The 3,423-nt window shown below is 40.4% G+C and carries 3 protein-coding genes; all 3 read right to left on the reverse strand.

Translation table 11 applies throughout. The features are described 5' to 3' along the window. Positions 1–33 precede the first annotated feature (33 nt). Complete coding sequence (locus FJR06_RS14880) at positions 34–1,761, reverse strand: NFACT family protein (protein ID WP_168651714.1); 1,728 nt, start codon at positions 1,759–1,761, stop codon at positions 34–36. A gap of 114 nt (positions 1,762–1,875) precedes the next feature. Then, positions 1,876–2,844 carry a hypothetical protein gene (locus FJR06_RS14885; RefSeq protein WP_015078678.1) on the reverse strand — a complete coding sequence of 323 codons (969 nt, stop codon included), beginning with the start codon at positions 2,842–2,844 and terminating at the stop codon, positions 1,876–1,878. Between the two features lie 192 nt (positions 2,845–3,036). Next, the gene (locus FJR06_RS24940; protein WP_015078677.1) at positions 3,037–3,312 is read right to left on the reverse strand and encodes a hypothetical protein; all 276 of its coding nucleotides are present in this window, start codon (positions 3,310–3,312) and stop codon (positions 3,037–3,039) included. Between the last annotated feature and the right edge of the window lie 111 nt (positions 3,313–3,423).

The raw sequence follows: 3,423 nt of genomic DNA on the forward strand, positions 1-3,423 counted from the left end.
AATGACCAATGACCAATGACCAATGACCAATGACTAATGACCAATAACCAATTGCGGTTTCCCCCAAATAATCGTTTCTTGTTTATAAACCACAAGTCCTGGTTTAGTGCCTTTGGGTTTGTAGACGTGCTTGAGTTGGGTGTAAACTACTGGTACTTGGTCACTTTGACGGGCGCGACTGAAATAACCTGCTAGATTGGCCGTAAATTGTAAATCAGCTTCTTCCGCCACTGTACCCGGTTCTAGACGCAGGAGAACATGACTCCCAGGAATTTCTTGGGCGTGAAACCACAAATCATAGTCTCCAGCGACACGGAATGTCAGTTGATCATTTTGAATATTATTGCGACCAATGAGGACTTCAAAGCCACTCGGACTGCGGTAACGATGAAAATTAGTGCCGGGGGTGTCGTTGCTGCTACGGCTGCGGTATTCTAAGTTTTCTAGATATTTTTGCCCAATGAGTTCATCACGGATTTCTTCTAAGGCTTGTAGATCTTCTGGATTTTGGTATTTGTCTATTTGCGAAATTGCGGCTTCTACTTGTTCGAGATAGTCAATTTCTGCTTGAACTGCAAATAGTAGCGGTTCAACAGCCGCACGGGCGCGTTTGAGTTTTTGGTGCTGTTTATAAAGCTTTTGGGCATTTTGGACGGCGTTTTTATCGGGCAAAAGAGCGATCGCAATTGGCTGTTCGGTTTCAAAATCTGGTAAACTAATTTCCTGCATTCCCGGTTGCCAATGGTGCAGGTTAGCCATTAATAAGTCAGCTTTTTGACGATATTCTTCAGCTTGATCTGATTGTTGCAGGCGATCGCTAAAAGTTTTCGCTTTGGTGCGTAATTTACCCAAAATATTCAACAATTTCTGACTTAATTGATGACGCAGTTGCACAAATAACTGTTCGTTCAGTTGGTCAGAATAATAACGGTAAAGTAACTCTTGGATATTCTTTGTGGGTGCAACTCCACCCCAACCCATCACCGTATATCCATTTTCCGTCCAAGCAGGTTGGAATTTACCTAAATCTAAAGCTTGTAACCATTCTTGCCAACTTTGAAATAAATTTTGCCAATCTTGGGGAGTAAGTTCATCAGTATTCGTATCTGGGATGATATTTGCCGTCAGCAGCATCGTATCTAGCAAAGCCGAACTTAACCCACTATAACTTTTGAGTAATTGGCGTTTAATTCCCCCTGGGACTAAACTTACCCGTTCTTGCCAACGTTCTAGAGATTCGCTTAAATTAGGGACTTTTCCCGTCAGTTTCGGTGGTGTTTCGTAATTTTGTCCAGTTTGAATCGGACGAACACTAGATTGTTGGTGACTAACTTGATGGGCAGCAGTGATAATTTCATTACTAGCATCAGTTAAAATCACATTACTATATTTGCCCATCACTTCCGCATAGAGGTGATACAGGGCTGTTTCTTCAGGACGACGGGCAAATTGTAAATCAATTACCCGTTCCCAAGGGGAAATCGCTTCAATTCCTACTAAGGCCAACCCACCCAATTGGTGTTTTAACTGTTGACTAAAAGTAAAAGTATCTGGGGCGCGTGGTGGTGGTTCACTAATACAAATATGGGCGGCTTGGGGATGCCAGGAAATATCCAGCCAACCCCGTTGATTTAAGGTGCGTAAGGCAATGGCAATGGTAAAGCGATCGCGCTGATATACCTGTTCTATGCGTGCAGGCAACCAATTAGCGCGGATTTCGCCACAAGCGGCGGTTAAAGCGGTAAAGTCCAGGGGTTGCAAAACAATTACCCCTTTTTCCCGACAAAATTACTTTTTTCTTGATTATTTTCTTGGTTCATTAAATAAATATTTTTCAGCTTGCTAAGTCTATATCACAAATACAATTAGTAAGATTCACTCAAATCTAGCTAATAATTCCTCACGAGACAATTGTAGAAGCAAAGGCGTGAATTCTTCTCTGGACATTGCAATTAGAGGGTTGATAATTGTTGCTAACTGTGAATCAACTGCACCAAAACGTACTTGCAATATACTTTCAATCATAGCGCGTCGTTCTCTTTCTATACCTTCTTGTTGTCCTTCTTGTCGTCCTTCTTGTCGTCCTTTTTGTCGTCCTTCTTGAAGTCCTTCTTGAAGTCCTTGTTTTTTCAGTTCTTCTAATTGTTGTTGATACATTTCCGATAATTTCATAATTAACTCCTGATCATCTTTATCAATATCTTGTTCTTGACGCTGACGAGCCGATAACACAGCAATTAGGTTATGTACTAATTGTATAATATCCGAAAGGAACGGACTATTATTGGCTAGTGCTTCTAATTCTTCTACTGCTTGTCTTTGGACTTTCCCTTTGCCTAAAACCCTCAAAAATAGTGTTTCGGGTGTACTCGGTAGTTGATGAATCGCCACAACTACGGTTTTAAATCCTTTTGGCAAGAAATAAATACCTTTTCCCCAGTTTGTTTCATCCAGAGTCCCATGAAAAATCTCTAGGATTTCTGATGATACTGTAGGTGTAAAAATCCATAATTGAGCTAATTCTGCTTCATTTATTCGCGTATTATTACGTTTTGCTTGCCGTTCTAGGTCTGCATGAATGTCAAACAATTTACCTATACAACTGCGAGTTTCACTTTTGCTGACGGCATTACGGAATGGTTCAAATATTGCATAATTTGTCACCATTTTCCCCAGTATTCCTAGTGTTTCTAGACTTTGTGTTGGTTGGGGTGAAGGAATAAATAATACGTCTATTTGTCTGACTTCTGCGGTAATATCTTTGCTGGTTTCTACTTCTCCATAAGGCGTTAATAATTCCGTTAGATATTGTTTAGCAAATTGATCATGTATAAAGCGAGTCATTTACATTAATAATTTAAAGACAGAATTATTAATTTAACATTTTTTGGGTGATGGCGATAACTTAGTAAAACGCAGGGGTTTAGCATTGCGCTTTACCCCTACATATCTAGGTTGCTCGTAATCTTGTAAAAGTTCACATCTCAACCGTCAAGAGTATCATCCAAAATCCAAAATCTAAAATCTAAAATTCACTCATCCTTGCCAGGGTGAAGGGATAGGTGTAGTGGAAATCACCTTTTCTGCCATCAACCTCACGGCAGTTTTCCCACAACTTGGGCATTCTACCTCTAAATACTGTGAAGTTGATACGTCTACCTCAGATAATATCCCCTGTTTGCAGTGCCAACACTCACAAATTACCCTGCATACTGGTTCGTTGCAGTCAAGGATCTTGACGTGCTGAAAATTTTGGGATTCGCTGTCTGGTTTCCTGGGCTTAGGGAATTTTTTGATTTCTTGAACTTCCATCATTTCACCGTCTAACTGCAACTATGTTTAGAGCTTACTTGATCTTTCCTATCTTACAACTATGTACGAATTGTCAGTTGTCAGTTGTTAGTAGGGGCGAAGCATTTGGAA

It is taken from the genome of Dolichospermum sp. UHCC 0352 (assembly GCF_009711925.1).
In the GTDB taxonomy this organism is placed as follows: domain Bacteria; phylum Cyanobacteriota; class Cyanobacteriia; order Cyanobacteriales; family Nostocaceae; genus Dolichospermum; species Dolichospermum lemmermannii.

What these genes read in the sequence shown, in the direction of transcription:
- FJR06_RS14885 (WP_015078678.1), bottom strand. Translation starts at nt 2,844, where the DNA reads ATGACTCGCTTTATACATGATCAATTTGCTAAACAATATCTAACGGAA.
- FJR06_RS24940 (WP_015078677.1), bottom strand. Translation starts at nt 3,312, where the DNA reads ATGGAAGTTCAAGAAATCAAAAAATTCCCTAAGCCCAGGAAACCAGAC.